General features: G+C 68.0%; 17 protein-coding genes. 6 read left to right on the top strand and 11 right to left on the bottom strand.

Annotated features, from left to right (window positions below; all coding sequences use genetic code 11):
• Positions 1-70: 70 nt before the first annotated feature.
• On the top strand, positions 71-1,444 hold the full coding sequence (locus ACFVIV_RS33680) for an MFS transporter (protein WP_379203440.1): 1,374 nt from the start codon (positions 71-73) through the stop codon (positions 1,442-1,444).
• Here ACFVIV_RS33680 and ACFVIV_RS33685 read toward each other — a convergent pair whose 3' ends face one another.
• Positions 1,445-2,053: a TetR family transcriptional regulator gene (locus ACFVIV_RS33685; RefSeq protein WP_379203442.1), complete on the bottom strand. Its 609-nt coding sequence runs from the start codon at positions 2,051-2,053 to the stop codon at positions 1,445-1,447. It abuts the gene before it with no gap.
• A gap of 172 nt (positions 2,054-2,225) precedes the next feature.
• Between ACFVIV_RS33685 and ACFVIV_RS33690 the strand changes: the two genes are divergently transcribed.
• Genes ACFVIV_RS33690 through ACFVIV_RS33700 form a run of 3 tightly spaced genes read left to right on the top strand, consistent with a single transcriptional unit; the run spans position 2,226 to position 4,807 of the window.
• Entirely contained in the window at positions 2,226-3,287 is a 1,062-nt protein-coding gene (locus tag ACFVIV_RS33690) for a ferredoxin reductase (protein WP_379203444.1), read from the top strand.
• Between the two features lie 32 nt (positions 3,288-3,319).
• Positions 3,320-4,468 carry a fatty acid desaturase family protein gene (locus ACFVIV_RS33695; RefSeq protein WP_379203446.1) on the top strand — a complete coding sequence of 383 codons (1,149 nt, stop codon included), beginning with the start codon at positions 3,320-3,322 and terminating at the stop codon, positions 4,466-4,468.
• On the top strand, positions 4,469-4,807 hold the full coding sequence (locus ACFVIV_RS33700; protein WP_379203448.1) for a hypothetical protein: 339 nt from the start codon (positions 4,469-4,471) through the stop codon (positions 4,805-4,807). It begins immediately after the preceding gene.
• Between the two features lie 55 nt (positions 4,808-4,862).
• On the opposite strand, the gene ACFVIV_RS33705 is transcribed toward ACFVIV_RS33700, so the two are convergent.
• Positions 4,863-5,456 carry a DUF4254 domain-containing protein gene (locus ACFVIV_RS33705; RefSeq protein ID WP_379203450.1) on the bottom strand — a complete coding sequence of 198 codons (594 nt, stop codon included), beginning with the start codon at positions 5,454-5,456 and terminating at the stop codon, positions 4,863-4,865.
• Positions 5,457-5,926: 470 nt separating this feature from the next.
• Between ACFVIV_RS33705 and ACFVIV_RS33710 the strand changes: the two genes are divergently transcribed.
• Positions 5,927-6,247: a hypothetical protein gene (locus ACFVIV_RS33710; protein ID WP_067539159.1), complete on the top strand. Its 321-nt coding sequence runs from the start codon at positions 5,927-5,929 to the stop codon at positions 6,245-6,247.
• A 363-nt stretch (positions 6,248-6,610) separates the two neighbouring features.
• On the opposite strand, the gene ACFVIV_RS33715 is transcribed toward ACFVIV_RS33710, so the two are convergent.
• The 7 genes from ACFVIV_RS33715 to ACFVIV_RS33745 all read right to left on the bottom strand — a co-directional run bounded on the left by ACFVIV_RS33715 (position 6,611) and on the right by ACFVIV_RS33745 (position 13,343).
• Positions 6,611-7,159, bottom strand: a complete 549-nt coding sequence (locus tag ACFVIV_RS33715) for an ATP/GTP-binding protein (RefSeq protein WP_379203452.1) — start codon at positions 7,157-7,159, stop codon at positions 6,611-6,613.
• 28 nt (positions 7,160-7,187) lie between these two features.
• The gene (locus ACFVIV_RS33720) at positions 7,188-7,616 is read right to left on the bottom strand and encodes a DUF742 domain-containing protein (RefSeq protein WP_379203454.1); all 429 of its coding nucleotides are present in this window, start codon (positions 7,614-7,616) and stop codon (positions 7,188-7,190) included.
• Positions 7,613-8,041: a roadblock/LC7 domain-containing protein gene (locus tag ACFVIV_RS33725; RefSeq protein WP_379203456.1), complete on the bottom strand. Its 429-nt coding sequence runs from the start codon at positions 8,039-8,041 to the stop codon at positions 7,613-7,615. Before ACFVIV_RS33725 ends, ACFVIV_RS33720 begins: the two co-directional genes overlap by 4 nt.
• A 12-nt stretch (positions 8,042-8,053) precedes the next feature.
• Positions 8,054-10,678, bottom strand: a complete 2,625-nt coding sequence (locus tag ACFVIV_RS33730; RefSeq protein ID WP_379203458.1) for a nitrate- and nitrite sensing domain-containing protein — start codon at positions 10,676-10,678, stop codon at positions 8,054-8,056.
• 148 nt (positions 10,679-10,826) lie between these two features.
• Positions 10,827-11,702: an ATP-binding cassette domain-containing protein gene (locus ACFVIV_RS33735; protein ID WP_379203507.1), complete on the bottom strand. Its 876-nt coding sequence runs from the start codon at positions 11,700-11,702 to the stop codon at positions 10,827-10,829.
• A gap of 104 nt (positions 11,703-11,806) precedes the next feature.
• Positions 11,807-12,622 carry an ABC transporter permease gene (locus ACFVIV_RS33740; protein ID WP_379203460.1) on the bottom strand — a complete coding sequence of 272 codons (816 nt, stop codon included), beginning with the start codon at positions 12,620-12,622 and terminating at the stop codon, positions 11,807-11,809.
• On the bottom strand, positions 12,615-13,343 hold the full coding sequence (locus tag ACFVIV_RS33745; RefSeq protein WP_379203462.1) for an ABC transporter permease: 729 nt from the start codon (positions 13,341-13,343) through the stop codon (positions 12,615-12,617). The genes ACFVIV_RS33740 and ACFVIV_RS33745 overlap by 8 nt, the downstream gene beginning before the upstream one ends.
• Positions 13,344-13,643: 300 nt before the next feature.
• Between ACFVIV_RS33745 and ectB the strand changes: the two genes are divergently transcribed.
• Complete coding sequence (ectB, locus tag ACFVIV_RS33750) at positions 13,644-14,906, top strand: diaminobutyrate--2-oxoglutarate transaminase (RefSeq protein ID WP_379203464.1); 1,263 nt, start codon at positions 13,644-13,646, stop codon at positions 14,904-14,906.
• A gap of 98 nt (positions 14,907-15,004) precedes the next feature.
• On the opposite strand, the gene ACFVIV_RS33755 is transcribed toward ectB, so the two are convergent.
• Together ACFVIV_RS33755 and ACFVIV_RS33760 are read right to left on the bottom strand one after the other, a co-directional pair.
• Positions 15,005-17,002: a serine/threonine-protein kinase gene (locus ACFVIV_RS33755; RefSeq protein ID WP_379203465.1), complete on the bottom strand. Its 1,998-nt coding sequence runs from the start codon at positions 17,000-17,002 to the stop codon at positions 15,005-15,007.
• Positions 17,003-17,016: 14 nt separating this feature from the next.
• Positions 17,017-19,284 (bottom strand): protein kinase, encoded by a 2,268-nt coding sequence (locus tag ACFVIV_RS33760; RefSeq protein ID WP_379203467.1) that lies wholly within the window; start codon positions 19,282-19,284, stop codon positions 17,017-17,019.
• Positions 19,285-19,408: the final 124 nt, after the last annotated feature.

Below are 19,408 nucleotides of genomic sequence, written 5' to 3' on the forward strand. Positions count from 1 at the left end.
CGGACACGGATCGGCCGGGTCGCGGGCGATTCGTTGTCTCGGGTGGAATCGGTCGCATAGTCTGCGCTGCATGACGGAGGTTCCGGGTCGGGCGACGATCGGGCAGGCCACGGGACGTGGGCAGGTCCTTGCATGGGGGCTGTGGGATTGGGGGTCGGCCGCTTTCCAGGCGGTCACGCTGACCTTCGTCTTCTCGGTGTATCTCACCGACAAGGTGGGCGACGATCTGCCCGGCGGCACCTCCGCGAGCGCCTGGCTGGGTTGGGCGCTCGGCATTTCCGGCCTGCTGGTGGCCATCACCGCCCCGGTGAGCGGGCAGTGGTTCGATGCCACCGCGCGCCGCAAACTGTCGCTGGGCATCCTGACCGCGCTGACCGTGCTGAGTATGGCGGGGCTGTTCTTCGTCCGCGACGACTACCACTACCTGTGGCTGGGTCTGGTGCTGCTGGCGCTCGGCGCGACCTTCTTCGAGCTGTCGAATGTGCCGTACTTCGCCATGCTGCGGCAGGTGTCCACGCCGCGGACCGTGGGCCGGACCTCCGGATTCGGCTGGGCCATGGGCTATTTCGGCGGCATTTTCCTGCTGCTCATCTGCTATTTCGGATTCATCAGCGGGGATGGTGATTTCCGCGGCCTGTTGGGCGTGCCCACCGATGAGGGCCTGAATATCCGGTTGGTCGCGGTGCTGGCGGCGGTGTGGTTCGCGGCCTTCGCGCTGCCGGTGTTCTTCGCGGTGCCCGAATTGCCGCGCACCGACGCCGATCCGGGCGCGGCCGTGCAGCTCGAGGCCGGGCCGAAGCGGCATTGGCTGATCGCCTGGTTCCACGCGGTGGGGGAGTCCTATCGCGTGCTGTTCCGCGATATTCGCGAACTCTGGCGCACCGACCGCCGCACGGTCGGATTCCTCTTCGCCAGCGCCATCTTCCGCGACGGCCTGGCCGGCGTCTTCACCTTCGGCGCGGTGCTCGCGGTCCGGGTGTACGACATCGCCGACTCCGATGTGCTGCTGTACGGCGTGGCCGCCAATGTCGTTGCCGCCCTGGGCGCTCTGATCGCGGGCCGGTTCGACGACCGGATCGGCCCCAAACCGGTGATCGTCTTCTCGCTGGCCGCCATCATCGCCTGCGGCCTGGCGCTGCTGGTGGTCTCCGGTTCGCTCATGTTCTGGATCTTCGGCTTGATCCTGGCCGTATTCGTCGGCCCCGCACAGGCTTCGGCCCGCTCGTTCCTGGCGCGCATCGCCCCGCCCGGTCGCGAGGGGCAGCTCTTCGGGCTCTACACCACCACCGGCCGCGCCGTATCCTTCATGGCGCCCAGCCTTTTCGGCCTTTTCGTCTGGGCGACCGGCGATGACCGCTACGGCATCATCGGCCTGGTGCTGGTCCTCGCTGTCGGCCTGGCCGCACTGCTTCCGCTGCGCGCCAACGATTTACAGGGACGTTGATCAGGGCTTCCAAGCGCCCATGCCGAGGGCGATGAGCCGCACCTGGAGCACCGCCCGGTCGATGATGCGCGGGCGCTCCCGCGCATCGGTGACGACGTAGTCGGCAATGCGATCGGCCACCGTCGAGACGATCAGGTCGGCGGCCAGCTCCAGATCATCGGGTGACCAGGTGTCCAGGGCCCGGATCCGCGACAGGTCGACCACGAGTTCGCGCACGATGAGCTGCATTTCGACGGCAATGGCCCCGCGCAGCGGCGCGGAGCCGCCGTGCCGTTCGCGAATCAGGAAGCCCCACAGGTCTCGCCGCTGATCGACCTGCTCGAACACGAAGCGCACGGTCTCGGCCAGCCGGGCATTCGGGGTGCGGCGCATTTCGCGCAGTGCCAAGCGGAGTTGACGGACGCCTTCCTCGACGAGCGTGGTGCCGAGTTCGTCGAGGGAGGTGAAGTGGCGGTAGAACGCGGTCGGCACGATGCCCGCGGAGCGAGCGATCTCGCGCAGGCTCAGCGCCGCGAAGCCCCGGTCGGCGGCCAGGGCGAGGGTGCCGTCCAGCAGGGCCGCGCGGGTGCGCTCCTTGCGCTCGACTCGGGTTGCCGCCTGCTCACTCATTTCGATGAGCATACATCCGTTCACATTCGTTCCATTCGAGAGATGTCGTGTGGGTCACACGAACTGCCGGTTGAAGTGGAAGGCCTTCAGCGGGCACACTAACTCAGTGTACAGATGTGCACCGAAAAACTTGGGTGTCGGTGACAACCACCCGACACGACAGGAGGCCCGCATGGTTGGACTCATCGACCTCGTGGAGAAACTGACCACCCCGCATCCGCTGGATCGCTACCTGGAGCTGGTGCGCCCCACCCTCACGCTGCGCCAGATGCGCGCGGAGATCACCCATGTGCGGCGCAGCGCGGTCGGCTCGGTCACCCTGACGCTGCGGCCGACCCGGCAGTGGGCCGGGCACCTGGCCGGCCAGTACGTGCAGATCGGCGTGGTCATCGACGGAATCCGCCATACCCGCTGCTATTCACCGGTGAATACGCAGTCCCGCCGCGATCGGCACATCGAGCTCACCATCAAGGCGCATCCGCGGGGGCTGGTGTCGAACTACCTGCACGAGAACGCCATCCCGGGCATGGTCGTGGATCTGGCGCCCGCGTCCGGGGTCTTCCACCTGCCCCCGGAGCGGCCCGACCGGATCGTGCTCATCAGCGGCGGCAGCGGCATCACCCCGGTGCTGTCCATGCTGCGCACCCTGGCCACCGAGCGGTATCAGGGCCGGGTGCTGTTCCTGCATTACAACCGTTCGCCGGAATGGGTGCCGCATCGCACCGAGCTCGAGGCGATCGCCATGCAGCACAGCAATTTCCGGATCGAGTTCCGGTATCCGGAGCTGCAGCGCGACCCGCATTTCGGCTACGACGAACTGGAAAAGCTCGCGCCCTGGTTCCACCTCGCGCAGACCTACCTGTGCGGGCCGCCCGGACTGATGAAGGCGGTGCGCACGGTCTACGAGGCCGAGCAGCTCGCCGACCGCCTGCACTCCGAGGAGTTCACCCTCGCCGCCGCCCCGGCCGATCCGGCCACCGCGGAAGGCACGATCAGCTTCTCCGGCAGCGGCAAGTCCATCGAGAACACCGGCGCGAGCCTGCTCGAGCAGGCCGAGGACGCCGGTCTCAGCCCGGCCTACGGCTGCCGCATGGGCATCTGCTTCACCTGCACCGCGGTCAAGAAGTCCGGGTGCACCCGCAATCTGCGCACCGGCGAACTCGACGCCGACCCCGACCAGCCCATCCAACTCTGCATCAACGCCCCCGTCGGGGACGTGGATCTCGCTATCTGACCGACATTGCCATCCGACAGGGAGGGTTCATCATGGCGATACTCACCGAAACCAAGGCCGGACCGCTGGTCCTGAGCCCCGAGCAGGTCGAGGAGATCGGCCGCGAGCTCGACGAGCTGCGCGCCCGCATCACCGCCGATCTGGGCGACCGCGACCGCGACTACATCTACTCGATCATCCGCGCCCAGCGCGGTTTCGAGATCGCCGGCCGCGGCCTCATGTACCTGGGCTTCCTGCCGCCGTTCTGGCTGGCGGGCGTGGCCGCGCTGTCCGTCTCCAAGATCCTCGACAATATGGAGATCGGCCACAATGTCATGCACGGCCAGTGGGACTGGATGCGTGAGCCCGGCCTGAACTCCCGCGAGTTCGAATGGGACACCGTCTGCCCGGGTGACCAGTGGCGGCACTCGCACAACTACATGCACCACACCTTCACCAATATCCACGGCATGGACCGCGATATCGGCTACGGCATCCTGCGGGTGGACGAGGGCCAGGCCTGGAATCCGCTGCGGTTGGGCAATCCGCTCTACGCCTTCCTCCTCATGGTCGCCTTCGAATGGGGCGTGATGGGCCACGACCTGGAGGTGGAGAACATCGTCCGGGGCAAGCGCAGCTGGCCGGAGATCAAGGAGCTGGTCACCGGTCAGGCGCGCAAGGCGAGCAAGCAGGTCCTCAAGGACTACGTCATCTTCCCCGCGCTCACCGGCCCGCTGTTCCTGTCCACGCTGGCCGGGAACTTCACCGCCAATATCGTGCGCAACTTGTGGACCTTCTCCATCATCTTCTGCGGCCACTTCCCGACCGGCGTACAGACGTTCACCGAGGAGGAGACCGCCAATGAGACCCGCGGCGAGTGGTACGTGCGCCAGATGCTGGGTTCGGCCAATATCACCGGCGGGAAGCTGTTCCACATCATGTCCGGGAACCTCTCGCACCAGATCGAGCACCACCTGTTCCCGGATATGCCCGCCAACCGGTATCCGGAAATCGCGCCCGAGGTGAAGGCGCTGTGTGAAAAGCACGGCCTGCCCTACAACACCGGTCGGTTCGCCAAGCAGATCGGTTCGGTCTGGCTGAAGCTGTTCAAGCTGGCCCTGCCGCCGTTCCTCACCGGGAAACCGAAACCTGCGAGTGTTATCGTGATGCGCCGGGGGCAGGCTAGCGAAGTGGGCGTGTAGATGATCGGAAAATTCGAAAGCAACAAGGATCTGATCCAGGAATTGACGTCGTCCGGAGCGCGGCACGTCGGCAATATCGCAACGATCATTACCGGCACGGTCGCCGAGGTGACCCGGGAGATCGGCGATTGGATCACCGACGCCATCGAAATGCGTGAGGCCGCGGCGGCCGCCGCCCGCGACGCCGCCGCCCAGCGCGCCGAGGACGCCGGCGAGGACTTCGACGACGAACCCGAACCGCCTGTCGCACAGGAGGATTCGGCCACGTCGCCGAAGCCCGAAGCTCCGAAATCGGAAGACGTCATCGACGCCGAGGTCGTGGAGACCCGCCGCTACTGATCCACCCCTGGTTATTGGGTTTCAGGGGCTTGCCCCTGAAACCCCAAGAGTGGGCTCACCACACCGGCAGCCGCCGCCGGTGCTGCGCCACCTCGGTGATCAGGTCCTTGTAGCCGTCGGCGAGTTCGGCGAGGCGATACCAGTGCAGGTGCGCCTCGCTGTCGCCGTTGCGGGGCCGGTCCTCGCTCACCCGGTGCGGCCCGGTGCGCGGCCGGGCCCGCCCGTCGCCATTCTTCGCCGACCGCGCGGCCGGCAGCGGCCCGCCCAAAGCCTGTTGTGCGGCAACCCATTTCGCCGCCATTCGATCGATGACCGCCCCGAGGGTCTCGGTGTGCAGCGAGGCTCCGTTGCGGTGCGGGATGTGCCCCGCCACCCAATCGTCGATCCGCGCCACCAGTTGCGTGCGCCGTTCGTCGATGTCCTCGACGAGCTGGCTGCAGTCCGCCACCCGGCTGGGCGTGGCCCCGTCGGCGTGCGCGGCCTCGTGCGCGCGATGCCGGCGCTCATGGCATCGGGCCAGCTCATAGGCGGAATCGAGCACTTCCCGATCGGGCCGGTCGATGGATACCGGATCGCGGAAGGCGCGCAACAGCAGTGATGGCGGCGGAAGCTCGGCCCCGAATCCCGCACCGATGTAGTCGGTTGCCATAGTTCCCACCCTTAGCCCCTAGGCCGTAGTCGACTGGATGCGCCAGGGCCGAGGGGGTTTCGGGGAGGGGCTCCCCTCGGCTCCGGCGCAGTCCCGCATCCCGGAACGCACAGCCATCACCAAACGACACGGTGAAGAAACCGGGAAATCCGCGACGATGCGATAGAAGACTGTCCAGGAAATGCGGGACATATTCAGGAAAGCGCGATAGTCGAACCGGCGCAACCACCTGGCGCGTGATCGGGGAAGCTGCCTGAAAATCGTTATACTGCATCTCGGTACGGTCACGTGGGCGCTGCGTTCGGGGGCCTATCGACACCTTTGCGGCGCTTGCCGGAACGGGTGCGGACAGTGCCGGGCCGGGTCGTACCGCCGGGTAGTCCGAGCAGTCTGTTTCTTAGGCTTATGAATAGCTATCGCTGCGGCGTGCCGGGGGCGATACGGGCCGTGGTCCGTTAGCCTCGGTATTCGTGCCCGCTTATGCCTCGTCACCGGAGCTGCGATTCGGCTTCATGTTCGCGCTGGAAGACCCGGAGCGAATTGCCGAAGTCGTGCGGAGTCTGATTGTTCGCCGGCAGGTGTCGGTCTTCCGGCTGGCGCATCTCTCCGGCGACAACGGCCCGCCGGAACGCTATGTGGTGAACTGGGCGGCGGTCCCGCAGATTTCCATCACCACCGCGGCGCCGACGCCCGATGAATTGCGTTCCAGCGGAACGATGCTGGTCAACGCGTTCCTGGGGGAGGACGGCGAAGTGAGTCTCTATTCGGCCGAAGGAACTGCCCCGAAGTAGCGCGCAGCGGTGTGCGAGGGGTCACATCGCGTCTCAGCAACATCACAGCAACAGACCAGGGTCTCGTAAGCATGCCTCGGCAAGGTGGGTCACGTCGCCGACCGGAAATCCCGATCGACGGCGTTACCGACAGAGAGGTTGAAAAATGATCCCGGTTATCATCGACACTGGTTCCGCTGCCCTCAACGGCCTGTTCAACACCGGTTCGGCGGCGCTGAGCGGTATCCTCAACACCCTCTTCACCGGCTCGTTCGGCCGCTAAAGCTACTTCATTCGAAGGGTTTTCGGGCAGCGCCCCGGGTGCGACGCGCCCGGGGCGTTTTTGATGCCGCGGGGCCCGGACCTGCTGCGGGGGTCCGGGCCTCAGCCCATGAGCGCGGGCGTGCGCCGCGCCTGCAAGATCTGTTCCAACAGCGCTACGAGAACGTGCTTGACCGATTCCCGGTCGCGCGCATCGCAATCCATCATGTGCACCGCCGGATCGATGTCCAGCGCCTCGCGGACCTCCTCCAGCTCGAACCGCTCCGCGGCCTGGAACCGGTTGACCGCCACCACGAACGGCGTGCGCCGCTGTTCGAAGAAGTCGAGCACCGGATAGCAGTCCTCGACGCGCGCGGTGTCGACCAGGATGACCCCGCCCAGCGCGCCGTCGAGCAGATCGTCCCAGAGGAATTCGAAGCGCTCCTGTCCGGGCGTGCCGAACAGATAGAGCACCAGCGACGAATCCAGGGTGATGCGGCCGAAGTCCAGCGCCACGGTGGTGGTGGTCTTCCCCGACGCCAGGCCCGGATTGTCCACGCCGACGGAGACCTCGGTCATGGCGGCCTCGGTGGCCAGCGGCTCGATTTCGGAGATGGCCCCGATGAGCGTGGTCTTGCCGACGCCGAAGCCGCCGCTGACCACGATCTTCACCGACGAAGCCAGCGCCGGCGCGGAATTTTCAGAGTGCCCGAACAAGATCTCGAATCCTTTCGATGGCGGCGATGGAGAGTTCACTTCCCTCGCTCACCGCGACATGGCCCGCCGAGACCAGATCGCTGACCAGCACCCGGGCCACGCCGACCGGCACCCGCAGGGCGGCGCCGATTTCGGCAATGGAATGCGGGCGCTGGCACAGCCGCGCCACCCGTTCCTGCTCGAACCGCAGCGGTGCGGTGAGCGCGGCCGGGGTGGCGCGCACCAGGGTCTCGATGCGCAGGCCGTCCACCAGTGGTGTGGTGCGTCCCGCCGTCATCATGAACGGCCGCACCACCTGCTCGTCGAACTCGCCGGCCGCCGGATGCGGCAGCGAGGAAGTGGCTCCGGTCCAGCCGGTGGGCTGGGCGAGCCGGATCATCCGGGGGTCCGGGAGGCGGTGCGCATCGCTCATCGGCCCAACGACTCCCGTAATTCGGTGATGAGCGCCGGGGTGAGGAGCGTGCCGGCGCGCTCGGCCAGGACGGCCATCTGATAGCCGACCAGGCCGACATCGGCGGTGCTGTCGGCGATCACGCCGATGCAGCTGCCGTTGGCGACCGAGGAGACCAACAGGAATCCGCGCCCCATCTCGATCATGATGAGCCGCAGACCGTCGAAATCGTAGCTGCGCGAAGCGCTTCGGCCCAAACTGGTGAGCCCGGACACAATGGCGGCGAGCCGGTCGCCGCCGGTGCGATCCAGGCCGGCGGACATGGCCATGAGCAATCCGTCGGAGGAGACGGCGACGGCGTCGCGGACGCCGTCGGTGGTGCGCACGAAATCGGCCAGCAGCCAGTTGAACGTGTGCGGATCGGTCTCGGTGTAGTGGGTCGTCACGTGCGGGTCCTCCTAGGGATTCGAGCCCGGGCGGGGTGGCTCACCGCGCTCGCCGCGCTGATGCCCGGTCCGGAAGCCGGCGAGCATGCTGCGCACCTGCTCGGGGGAGCGTTCCGCGAGCGGCGGGGTGGGCCGGGGGTTCGCCTCGGGTGGGGTGTCCGAAGCGGATTGGGCGCTGCCCGGCGCGGCGCCCGAATGCTCACGAGTCTTCCTGTTGCGCTTGACGAGACCGTTTCGCGTACGTTGCACCTCCGGCACCGTTTCCGGAACGGCGTCGTGAGATGTGTTCGCGCCCACCGGCACCGGCTCGGCCTCCGGTGAGAGCGCCTGTTCCGCAGGGGAATCCGGTGCGACGCGGAGCGGCACGGGTTCGATCTGGTGCGGTGCGGTCGCGATGCCGTTGACGCGTACGCCGCCGCGCGCGCCGTTGACGGCCTCGATGACGGCCCCATTGTTGATCGAGCCGTTGTTGATCGAGCCGTTGTTGATGGAGCCGTTGTTGATGGAGGCGCTGTTGATGGGGGCGTTGTTGATAGAACCCGCCTTGTCGTCGAACGCGACGGGGAGATCGGTGGTGCCGGTGCGCAGGAGATCGGCTGTGGCGGACGGTGTTTCGATCGCGCCCTCGGCCGATGCCTGTGGCGAGCGATGCCGCCCGGCCTGGGATCCGCCCGGCGTCTTCGCCGACTGCGCGTGCGCCGCGGCGTGTTTCGGCTCGGCCGCGGGCAGATCGGGCGCGGTCGAGTCCCGATCGGCGAGCAGGGTCTGCGGCAGCAGCAGCCGCGCCACCACGCCGCTCACCGGGGAGACGGTCAGCTCCACCTCCACGCCCAGGCGCTTGGCCAGGCGGCCCACCACGAAGTGACCCAGGAACCGGGTGGGCGCGACCAGGAAGTCGGCCTCGCCGCGCAGCCGGGCATTGGCGGTGGCGAGCTGCTCGGGCGGCATGCCGACGCCGTGGTCGACCACGGCGATCATGTACCGCTGGCCCATCCGGCGGCCGTAGATCTCCACCTCCAGATCCGGTGGGGAGAAGGACAATCCGTTCTCGATGAGCTCGGCCAGCATATGAGCGAGGTCGCTGACCTGCGCGCCGGTAATGGCCACCTCGTCGACGCGGCGCAACACCACGCGGCGGTAGTCGTCGACCTCGGACAGGCCGGCGCGAATGACATCGCTGAGCGGAATGGGCTGCGACCAGCGCCGCGGCGCGGACTCGCCGACCAGCACCAGCAGGCTCTCGGCATTGCGCCGCATACGGGTGGCCAGGTGATCCAGCTCGAACAGATTGGACAGCGCCTTGGGATCGAGCTCCTCGCGCTCGAAATCGCTGATCAGCCCGAGCTGGCGGCGCACCAGATTCTGATTGCGCCGGGCCAGGTTGGCCATGGATTCGGTGGTGTTACGGCGCAGTCGCGCCTGGGCGGAGGCGAGTTCGAAGGCGGTGGCCTGCACGCGATCGAGGGCGTGCGCCACCGAGACGATCTCCTCGCCGGCGCTCTCATCGGCGCGCACCGGTTCCGGCGGCTCGGGTTCGGAGCCGGAGTCGTCGTGCCAGGCCTCGATGAGCTGTGGCAGCCGCCGCTCGGCGACCTCGCCGGCCTCCTCGGCCAGTTCCGCCAGCGGCCGCACAATGGCGCGCACGGTGGCCACCACCAGCGCGATCTGCGCGGCCAGGGCGAGGGCGGCGGCCAGGGCGTAGGCGGTCAGCCACAGGAACGCGTCCCGGCGCAATTCATCGGCGCGATCGCGTATCTCGGCGCCGATGCGGCCCTGTGCGGCGTGTTCGGCATCGATGACCTCGGTCATGTGCCGCCACCACAGCGAGGCGTCGACGGGCTCGGTCAGCGGGCCGCGCACCGAGTCGAAGGCCACCGACTCCGCCTCGCCGACCCGCAGGGCGGCATCGATGCGCAGGATGTCATTGAGCCGGGAGCGCTGCGCGGCGGTGGCGTCGCGGGCGAAGGCGGTGATGGCCACCTGTTTCCCGGCGCGAATATCCAGGAACTGCACGTACTCCCGGCCGGTGAACTCGCCCTTGGTGAAGACGCCGTTGAGGAAGCCGCGCTCCTGCGCGGTGTACTCCTTGACATCGCCGAGCGCGAACAGCGTCTGCAGGCCCCGCCACAGCGCGGTGTCCCAGGTTTCCTCCGGACTCGGCCGCGCCTGGTTCAGCCCGAGAATCGCATTGGTGTAGAAGCTGAACGAGACCGAGGCGCCGATGCGGCCGCCGTCCACATCGGCGCGATTGGCGCTGAGCCCGGAGAGCTGTTCGAGCGCCGACCGCACCTTGTCGGCGCCGGCCGGCAGCGTGTCCAGGGTGCGGGTGAGCGCGTGCAGGGCGAGATCGGTGAGCGCGCGCTGATCGTTGACGGAATTGCGCAGGGTGCCGTCACCGCCGAGCAGGCCATTGGTGATGCCGCGCTCGCGCTGCAGCTCGTGCACCAGATCCTGGACGGCCAGCGCCAGGTTCACCGCGCCGACGGCATCGCCGGTATCGCGGTAGCGGTCGGTCTCGGTGACGATGATGACGGTGAGCAGCGCCAGCACCAGCGCCACCGAGACCACGAGAATGCGCCGCAGCCGCGCGCGAATGGTGCGCGGCCGGGTGAGATCGCGTGCCGCCGTGAGCTTCACGCTACCCCTCGGCAACAACCTCGCCGCCCGCATAGCCACGCTCACTCCTGACATCAGCCAACATCCCGTCACATTTCATGAGAAGCAGATGTGCTGTTCGCGTCGGGCAGGAGACAACGGCGTGAACAACGGCTCACAGGCGCGCCGTTCAGGGTTTCAGCGAACCGGCGGCCTCGTAGATCCGGCGCACCACGTCCTCGATGTCCGGTTCCTCGATGGACAGATCCCGGACCTCGGCGCGCGCCGACACCGCCGCGAGCAACTGCGCGGCGGTGGTGGACTCGGTATCGAAGGCGAGGCGCTGGCGCAGGCCCGCCCCTTCGGTGTCCAGCAGCTTCGCGCCCGGCAGATCGGTGAGATCGGGTGTGGGCTCGGCCAGATCGACGGTGAGCACCCGGTGCGCGCCCACGGTGGCGGCCAGCCCGGTGAGCGAGCCGTCGTAGACCAGGCTGCCGTGGTCGACCACCAGCACGCGCTCGCACAGCCGCTCGATATCGCCCATATCGTGGGTGGTGAGCAGCAGGGTGGTGCCGCGCTCGGCGCGCTCCAGCCGCAGGAACTCCCGTAATCGCTGCTTGGACAGCACATCCAGGCCGATGGTCGGCTCGTCCAGAATGACCAGTTCGGGCGAGTGCAGCAATGCCGCGGCGACCTCGGCGCGCATGCGCTGGCCCAGCGACAGCTGCCGCACCGGGGTGTCCAGGGTGCCCGCCATCTCCAGCTGCTCCACCAGCTCGTGCGTGCGCGCCGCGGCCGCGCCGGGCTCCAGGCGATGGATGGCGGCCAGGATGGAGAACGATTCGCGCAGCGGCAGATCCCACCACAGCTGCGAGCGCTGCCCGAACACCACGCCGATCCGGGAGGCGAGTTCGCGCCGCTGCCGCACCGGATCCAGGCCGCAGGTGCGCAGCCGCCCCGCGCTCGGCACCAGGATCCCGGTGATCATCTTGATGGTGGTGGACTTGCCCGCGCCGTTGGCGCCGATGTATCCGACCGCCGCACCGCGCTCGATGCGGAAGCTCATATCGTCCACGGCGGTGAGCACCTCGCGCCGCCGCCGCCAGCGGCCCTCCTTGCGGTGCAGCACGAAAGTCCGTGTCAGGCCTTCGATATCGATGATGGGCTCGCTCACCCGCCGCCTCCTTGATAGTGCCTGGTGCCCTGCCGCCACACCCACAGCGCCGCCGCCCATACCCACAGCGCGGCCACCGGCGCCGCCCACGCCAGCCAGCTCGGCAGCAGTGCCGGGCCGGGCAGCCCGAGCAGCGCGATGGTGGGCAGATACGAGGTGAAGGCGACCGGAATCAACAGGGCGAAAACGAGTTTCATCGAGGTGGGGAAGACCGAGGTGGGCTGCATCGAGGCATAGGACCCGCCGTAGGTGAAGGCATTGGTCAGCTCGGCCCCGTCGATGAGGAAGAACTGCACGCCGGCCGCGCAGATGAACAGGCCGGCGAAGATGGCGACGCCGGCGATCAGGGTAATGGTGAACAGCGCGATATGCGCTGGGGTCCAGTCGATGTCGTTGCGGGCGAGGCCGAAGCCGAGCACGGTGACCGCGACCGCGATGCGCGCCACCCGGCGCAGGGCGATATCGCTGGTCATGAGCTGCAGCAGCAGGGGTTGCGGCCGCAGGTAGAAGGCGTCCAGCCGGCCCATCCGGATATACGTCGGCAGCGTATCGGCATGTCCGACAAGCATATCGGCGATGGTGAAGGAGGTATTGCTGAGCCCGAACAGCAGCAGCATGCCATTGAGGGTGAGCCCGCCCAGCTGCGGCACATTGGTGAAGATCACCCACATTTCGGCGAATTCGACCAGGCCGATGAGAAAGGCGCTGAGCACCTCGGTCGCGAACGACAGGGGGTAGGCCCGCTGCGCGCGGATGCGGGAGGCCAGCACCGCGCGGTAGGGCGCGAGGGCGGACGGGCGTGTGTCAGCCACCCTGCACCTCCAGCTTGCGGCGTCCGGCGCGCAGCATGAGCTGGCCGACCGCCACCAGGGCGAGCAGCCAGAAGCATTGCACCGCAACGTGCTGCACGGCGTCCAGGCCGGTGGTGCGGCCGGAGAGCACATCGATGGGCGATTGCAGCATGGACGGGAACGGGGTGGCGTAGGCGATGACGCGCAGCCAGTCCGGGAACAGGTGCACCGGCGCGAACAGCCCGGCCAGGAAGGTGCCGAGGATCATGTGCAGCGCCCGCATACCGCGCGTCTCGATGAGCCAGAATCCGGTCAGGCAGACGGCGAACATGGACAGGAACGACACCGCCATGGCCAGCACGAGGCTGATGGCGCCGAGAATGTAGGGGCCGGGCGTACTGGGGAAGGCCAGCCCGAAGGTGAGCGCGCCGACCGCGATGCTGGGCAGACCGCGCGGGATGAGGGTGCACACGGCGCGGCCGAGATATTCGGCGGTGTGCGCGAATTGGATGTCGATGGGGCGCAGGAAGTCGATGGCGATATCGCCGGTGCGGATGCGCTCGACGATATCGGGCAGGTGCCAGAAGGCGATGGCCCCCAGCAGCCCCTGCGAGAGCCAGATATAGGCGCCGATGGTGCCGTCGGAGTAGCCGCCGAAGGTGGGGTTGACCGCCACCGCGGCCATCAGCACCGCGGCGCGGACGAATCCGAAGATGACATTGGTGATCAGACCCGCGGCCATGGCCAGCCGGTATCGCGATTGTCTGCGGAATCCGGCTCTGACCAACTGCCAATAAACCCCCACGTCGACGCGCACAAGAGATTGACCCTACCAACTCTCGGGACTCTCAGGGGCTTCCCCTGAAACCCCTTACCAACTCTTGAGGCCCTCAGGGTCTTCCCCCCGAAACTCTTTACAAACTCCTACGGGCGCTCTCGGGTCGCCACCATGGCTGGCGAAAACGCCGAAAACCATCCGGGGTCATGGCCGCCGGTGGTAGAAACAACCACGTTTCACTTTGCTGCGACGCGAGGATCACCGATGACGATTGCCGAGACGACTGTTTTCGAGGCGCTCGAATCCAATGTGCGCGGCTACTGCCGATCCTGGCCGACGGTGTTCGATACCGCCCGCGGTTCCTGGCTCACCGATGAGCACGGCAAGGACTACCTGGACTTCTTCGCGGGGGCGGGCGCGCTCAACTACGGGCACAACAATCCGATTCTCAAGCAGGCGCTGATCGACTACCTGACCGGTGACGGCATCACGCACGGGCTGGACATGTCGACGGTGGCGAAACGCCGTCTGCTGGAGACCATCCGCGATGTGCTGCTCGTGCCGCGCGGGCTGGACTACAAGGTGCAGTTCCCGGGACCGACCGGTGCGAACGCCGTGGAGGCCGCGCTCAAGCTGGCGCGCAAGGTCACCGGGCGGACCACCGTCCTGAACTTCACCAATGCCTTCCACGGCATGACCCTGGGCGCGCTCTCGGTGACCGGCAATGCCGCCAAGCGCGCCGGGGCGGGCGTGCCGCTGGTGCACGCCACCCCCATGCCCTACGACGGCTATCTCGCGGAGCCCGAGGACTTCTCGTGGATGCGCCGCGCGCTCGACGACGCGTCCTCGGGCCTGGACAGGCCGGCCGCCGTCATCGTGGAGACCGTGCAGGGCGAGGGCGGGGTCAATGTGGCGCGCGTCGAATGGCTGCGCCGCCTGGCCGACCTCTGCGCCGCCCGCGGCATCCTGCTCATTGTCGACGATGTGCAGATGGGCTGCGGCCGCACCGGCCCGTTCTTCTCCTTCGAGGTCGCCGGCATCAGCCCCGATATCGTCACCCTGTCCAAATCCATTGGCGGCTACGGCCTCCCGATGGCCCTGGTGCTCATGCGCGCCGAACTCGACCAATGGGCCCCCGGCGAGCACAACGGCACCTTCCGCGGCAATAACGCCGCCTTCGTCACCGCCGACACCGCGCTGCGCCACTACTGGTCCGACGGCCGCCTCACCGACGCCACCCTCGCCAAGGGCGACCGCATTCGCAAACACCTGACCGCACTGACCGAGAACTTCCCCGGCATCACCACCCGCGGCCGCGGCCTCGTGCACGGCCTGGTCTTCGACGACGCCTCCCAGGCCGCCAAGGTCTGCCGCATCGCCTTCGAACTCGGCCTGCTGGTGGAGACTTCCGGAACCGCCGATGAAGTGGTGAAATTGCTCCCGCCCCTGACCACCACCGAGGACGAAATCGCCTACGGCCTCGGCCTGCTCACCCGCGCCGTGGAAACCGTCCGCGACGCCCACTGACCCGTGCCCGGCCCGGGCACACCCCACGTCGGTCACCGCCCACACCGGTGCCCGGCCGGTGCCGGGTTCCCCGCTGCGGAGGGAACCCGGCACCACTTCTATCCGAAGTTCGCCCGGAACCAGGCCAGCAGCTGCGCTTCGGTTTTGGGCCCGGTGGACGGATTGTCCTCGCGCTGGGCGCAGAACTTGTACTCCAGATGCCAGTCGTCGTGCACGGCCTCCAGGCACGGGCGTTCGCGCTGACCGGCGGTCTCGGTGAAGCAGAAGAACCGGCCGACCACCATGCTCGCCCGCACCCACTCGGCATCGGATCCGCTGCCGCCGCACGCATGTCCGGGCAGCTGCCGCTGCCGCGCCTGATAGCCGATGTAGGCCGCGGTCATCTCGGGATAGCCGATGATCACCACATTCGGCCCGTCGGCGCGGCCCATGCAGGTCAGCAGCGCGGACATGGGTTCCGCCGGTTCGTTGCGCGCGCAGTTGGCGCGGGTGTAGGCCGGGCCGGTGCGGGCGAACACCGCCCGGTCGGCCTCGGTGAAGAAGTCGGGATCGCCGTGCTCCGGCGAGGTGAGGAACTGCCCGAAGTTGTTCTTGGCGGTGTAGTCGCGCAGCGGCGTATCGGAGGGGTACACCCAGGTGTAGATCGCCAGGGCCAGCACCGTCTCATTGGTCACGGCCAGACTGGGCAGCGGGTCGGTCGCGGCGACCGCGTAGTTCGCGAAACAGGATTGGCGTCCCGCCACGGCGCCGTCGAATCCGAGGGAGACGCCGTCCTGACCCGCCGGTTCGCCGGGGCAGCTCGCGCCGCGAAAAGTGCTCAGCACCAGCGACTTGTAGTGGTCCCGCAGATCATCGACGGTGCGGAAACGCCAGAACTGCGTCAATGGGGTGTCCGCCGCCGGGTTCGCGGCGCAGGTGACGGCGGCGACGGTGGTGTCATCCGGTTGGGCGCGTGTGCAATTGGCGCGCTTGTATCCGGTACTCGCCGCCAGGGACAGCAATTCGATATCGGCGGGCTGCAGGGCGGTGGCATCCGGCAGCGCCGCACCGGCCGTGGTGAGCCGGGTCGCCGACCAGCCCGCGAAGCACAGCGAGGCGATGAGCAGCAGCAGCGTGCCCAGCAGGGCGGCGATCCGCCGGCCGCGGCCGGATTGCGGTGGGGGAGTGGACCGGACGGTCACCGGATCCGGCATTCGCACCGATTCGGTCGGGCCGATGGCCGGCGTCCACACCGTCGTGGAGTCGGCATTGTTCGGGGCGGTTCCGGTCAGCGCCGCGCGGGCGGCGGCCGCCAGCTCACCGGCGCTGCGGTAGCGCTCGCCCGGCTCCTTGGCGAGGCCCCGCGCCACGACGGCGTCGAAGGCCACCGGAAGCCCCGGCCGCACGACGCTGGGCCGGGGCGGCGGATCGAACAGGTGGGCCCGCATGATCTGCTCATTGGTCTCGCCCGCGAACGGCTGTGTGCCGGTGAGACATTCGAACAGCACACAGGCCAGGGCGTAGACGTCGACGGCCGGAGTGAGATCGCGGTAACCGAACCGCTCGGGCGCCATATAGCGGAACGACCCGACCGCGCCCTCTCCGGTCAGCGACTCGTCCGAACTCGATTGGGCGATACCGAAATCCACCAGATACGCGAAGCCGCCCCGGGAGACCAGGATATTGTCCGGCTTCACATCGCGGTGCAGCAGCCCGTCGGCGTGCGCGGCGTCGAGGGCGGAGCCTATCTGCCGGACCAGATCCACCGACCACTCCGGTGACCGGGATCCACCGCGCTGCACCAGCGCCCGCAGACTTTCCCCGTCCACCAGCCGCATATCGATGTAGAGGTGCCCGTCGATCTCGCCGTAGTCGTGGATCGGGATCACATGCGCCTCGCGCAGCCGCGCCGCCGCATGCGATTCCCGCTGAAACCGCTGCCGGTACAACCGATCCTGGGCCAGCCGCTCGGGCAGCACCTTGATCGCCACGGTGCGGTCCTTCACCGTGTCATAGGCCTCGTACACCTCGCCCATACCGCCGCGCCCGACGAGTCGGACCAATCGATAGGGGCCGAAAAACGAACCGACCGATAGAGATCGGCGCATATCGGTCATTCGAGCATTCTCGTCTACCCGAAGTTCTCTTGGAACCAGGTCTGCACTGCCGCTTCGGTTTTGGGACCCTTCGCCGGACTGTCCTCGTTCTGGGCGCAGACCACCACTATTTGATGCAACTCGTCGTGCATGGCCAGCAAGCAGGGCACGGGACTGTCGGGGTCCTTGCTCGTGAAGCAGAAGTAGCGCCCCACCGCGCCGATCTCCTTGCGCCAGACGGCATCGGATCCGGTGCCGCCACAGGCGTGGCCCGGGAAGGCGCCGAGATTGGCCTGATACAGGATGCTCGCCGCCTGCCGATCCGGGAAACCGACGAAACTGACGCCGGGTTCGTCGAGGGCGGTCCCGCAGTCGATGATCGCACTGGCCGGGCCCGCGGGCGGATCGGAGTGGATGCAGTTCGGGGCGCGGTAGCTGTCGCCGGTATGCGCCATCAGTTCCCGGTCCTCGGCGGTGAAGAAGTCCGGATCCTTGGCCTTGTCCGCGGCGCGGAACTGCCCGTAGTTCTTCGTCGCCCAGTAATCGCGCAGCGCGGTTTCGGCGGGATCGGCCCAGATATAGAGCGCCAGCGCCATGGCGGCGTCATTGGTCAGCAGCAGGCTCGGCTTCGGTGCGTCCGGCGTCTCCGTCTTGTTCGCGAAGCAGGTCTTGCGACCCACTTCTTTGCCGTCGACGAGGGATGGCGCGTCGAGCCCCGCGGGATCGCCGGGGCAACTGGCGCTGCTCATCGCGCGCGTCAGATCCTCGTAGTAGCTGTGCAGCCCCTCCACGGTGCGGAAGCGAAAGAAGCGCGCGGTGGGCGAGGACACCTCGGGCCGCGCGAAGCAGAGAAAGATCGCCGTCATGGAACTGTCGGGCTTCTCGTGATAGCAATTGGCTCGCTTGTACCCGACGCCCGGGACGATCTTCAGCAATTCGACGTCATCCGCGGTCAGTGCCGTGCCGATCGCCGTTGGCACGCCATCCCGGGTCCCGCTCACATAGGCCCACCCGGCGAACCCCCATGAGGCGGCGACCAATACCACCACCGCGAGGATCGCGCCGGCACGCCGCAGGCCGCGCCCGCGCCGACGGGTATTGCCCGTGTCGTTGCCGCCGGTGCGGTCGGACCGGCCATCCGGCCGCTCACCCGTCCCGGTCGAGCCTGTCCCGGCCGAACCCGTCCACACCGGACCGGTGCCGGACCGTCCCGGATCCGTGTGCGGCCGTCCCGGATCCGTCCCGGGGCGCATCGGGCCGGACGGTGGCGGCCCGCCGGTCCAATGCATCGCCCCGGTCGTTCGCGCGGTGGGGTCGGCTTCTGTTCTGGCCTCGCTGGGGTGCCTGCCCGTTCCGGTGGGCGTGACGTCTCGTTGCGGCTGCGGGCTTCTGGGACCCATGCCGGTGTGCGCCCACGCACCGGTGCGCGCACCGGGACTCGGCTCGATGCCCGCCGCGGCGTGCGCCGCGCTGAGGGCGGCGTGGGCGGCGGCGGCCAGGGCTCCCGCGGTGGGGTAGCGGTCCTGGGGGAGTTTGGCCATGCCCCGGGCGATGACCGGGTCGAAGGTCTCCGGCACGGTGGAGCGGACCTGGCTGGGCCGGGGGATCTGGGCGAAGAGATGGGCGCTCATGATCTGCGCCTCGGTCTCGCCGGAGAAAGGTCTTGTGCCGGTGAGGCATTCGAACAGCACGCAGGCCAGGGCGTAGACGTCGGCGGCGGGGGTGAGCTCGCGGGAGCTGAATCGTTCCGGGGCCATGTAGCGGTAGGAGCCGACCGCGCCGCCGGCGCTGGTGAGGGTGTCGTCGGTGGTGGACTGGGCGATGCCGAAATCCACCAGATAGGCGAAACCCTCCTTGGTGAGCAGGATGTTGTCGGGTTTCACGTCCCGGTGCAGCAGCCCGTCGGCGTGCGCGGCGTCGAGGGCGGAGGCGACCTGTTCCAGCAGGCGCACGGTGCGCTCGGGAGAACCGGGTCCGGCGTGCTGCAGGAGGGCGCGCAGGCTGTCGCCGTCGACCAGGCGCATATCGATGAAGAGCCGGCCCTCGATCTCGCCGTAGTCGTGAATGGGAATCACATGCGCCTCGCGCAGCCGGGCCGCGGCATGGGATTCGCGCTGGAATCGCTGGCGGTACACCGGATCCTGTGCCATGCGCTCCGGCAGGACCTTGATGGCCACGGTCCGGTCCTTGACCGTGTCGTAGGCCTGATACACCTCGCCCATGCCCCCGCGCCCGATCAGCCGATCGAGCCGGTAGGGCCCGAATCGCGATCCGACGGTGAGCGGGTGTTCGGAACTGGTCATTGCGTCCTCGGCTCCTCGTCGCGGATCCATTGTGGCAGTTCAGGGGATCCGGCCGACCAAGAATCACACGGATTACAACCGGTGACGATCCGAGCGGCGAACGGCACTCTTTCGGATCATGTGG

This window comes from Nocardia sp. NPDC127526, from assembly GCF_042672265.1.
Taxonomy (GTDB): Bacteria; Actinomycetota; Actinomycetes; order Mycobacteriales; family Mycobacteriaceae; genus Nocardia.